The sequence below is a fragment of the Actinomycetospora sp. genome (genome assembly GCF_055612215.1).
Genome location: NZ_JBVPVA010000026.1, coordinates 1 through 1746 on the forward strand (window position 1 = coordinate 1; position 1746 = coordinate 1746).

Below are 1746 nucleotides of genomic sequence, written 5' to 3' on the forward strand. Positions count from 1 at the left end.
GATGGGACTTCCTACCCGCCGTCAAGAGCACGATAGGGGTTGAGGGGCCTCAGTCCGCCCTGACGAGAGGTGCGCCGCCCCGATCCCGTCGAACATAGCGCCGTGCTCGCGCCGTCCAGGACGCTGCGCGCCGGCGCGGGGCGCCGGTGCCGCTACGCGGCCTCCTGGACCGCGCTTGCGCGCGGCGCTCGGCCGGGGGCCGGTCGGGACGAAGGGATGGCGGTCCCGATCGAACCAAGGGATGGCCTTGGGACGGCCTTGGCCTACACCGCCTTCGCCGCGCCGTGGTCGGGGTCGAACAGGACCCGACGCCGCAGCATGGCGCAGGCGACCCCGAGCAGCCGGTCGGCGACGCCGCGCAGGGCTCGGCCGTAGGAGTGGCCGCGCGCCCGCAGGGCCTCGTAGCGGCCGCGGCTCTTGGGGTCGTGTTGCACGGCCACGCGGGCCCAGTGGAACACGGCCTGGCGCAGCCGGTCCTGGGCGGCGTAGCGCATCGTGACGACGCAGGTCTTGCCGCTGCGCTTGGTCACCGGCGCCACGCCGGACAAGGTCCTGAGCGCGGCGTGGTCCCTGCGGGCGATCGGCCCGGCGGCCTCGGTCAGCAGGGCGGCGAGCGTGACCGTGCCCACCCCGGGCAGCGAACTCAAGATCGCCGCGTCGCCGGGGTTGCCGCCCTCCGCGGCGGACGCGCTCTCGGTCAGGGCGGCGCAGAGCCGTTCGAGCGTGCGCTCGGCCCGCCGGAACTCCTCGTTGGCCAGGCGCAGGCGGGCCACGAGGGAGCGCAGGTGCAGGACGGCGGCCCCGGCGACGCCCGCGGCCACCTTGATCGCGGGCTGGCGTAGCACGCCGAGCGCCGCTTCGGCGTCGAGCCTGCGGACGCGGTGCCGCCGGAGCAGTTCGGCGACGTTCGCCTCGCCCAGGCGCGTCGCCTCGGCCGGGGTCGGCGCCATCTCCCACAGCGCCAGCACCCACTCGGCCGCGACGTCGTCGGCGAGCTCCAGCAGCTGCGGGTAGTAGCGCCAGAGTTGCTGGCGGACGCGGTTGGCCAGGCGCACGCGCTCCCCTTGCAGCTCCTCGGCCAGGCGCGACCACTCGCGCAGCTCGACGATGGCGGGGTCGCCGGCCCGCACGGGGCGGAACAGCTGCGGGTCGGTGCGCACCCCCGAGGCCGCGACCCGGGCGTCGCGCCGGTCGTCCTTGGCACCCGCCACGCTGAACCGGTCGCGCAGGCGCTCGAGTTGCTTGGGGTTGATCGCGTACACGGCGAAGCCGCGGTCCAGCAAGGCGTCCACCACCGGCCCGTGCGGCACCTCGATCGCCACCGCCACCGCGCCCGGGTCGCCGGCCACGGACGCCAGCCAGTCGCACAGGGCCGCCAGGCCCGCGCCGCCGTGCGCGTACGCCCGCTCGCCCACGACCTTCCCGGCGGCATCGAGCAAACAGGCATGATGCCGCTCCGAGCCCCAATCGACGCCGGCGAACCAGCGCGTCGTCTCGTCGTCAACCATGGTCCTTGCCCCCCCGTGTCACACGAGCCGCCACGACGCCTGCCGGTCCCTGTACTGGCGCTCGAAGGCGCGACTTCCTACCGGGCGTCCGCCGTGGCCAGCCCGCCGGGGCACATGTCCCATCATGGTGCTCGGGGCACGAGGTGGACGGTGGTCGCTCCCGACGGGCCGGCTCGCCCGGCCAGCTTATGACGCGTGCCGACCAGACGCTCTGGAGGGTACAGGGTGGACGGCCCCC

1 protein-coding gene is annotated in these 1746 nt (G+C 75.2%); it reads right to left on the reverse strand.

What is annotated here, in order from left to right; all coding sequences use genetic code 11:
* Positions 1 to 263: 263 nt before the first annotated feature.
* On the reverse strand, positions 264 to 1508 hold the full coding sequence (locus tag AC0CYZ_RS00545; protein WP_472210989.1) for an IS110 family RNA-guided transposase: 1245 nt from the start codon (positions 1506 to 1508) through the stop codon (positions 264 to 266).
* Positions 1509 to 1746 lie beyond the last annotated feature (238 nt).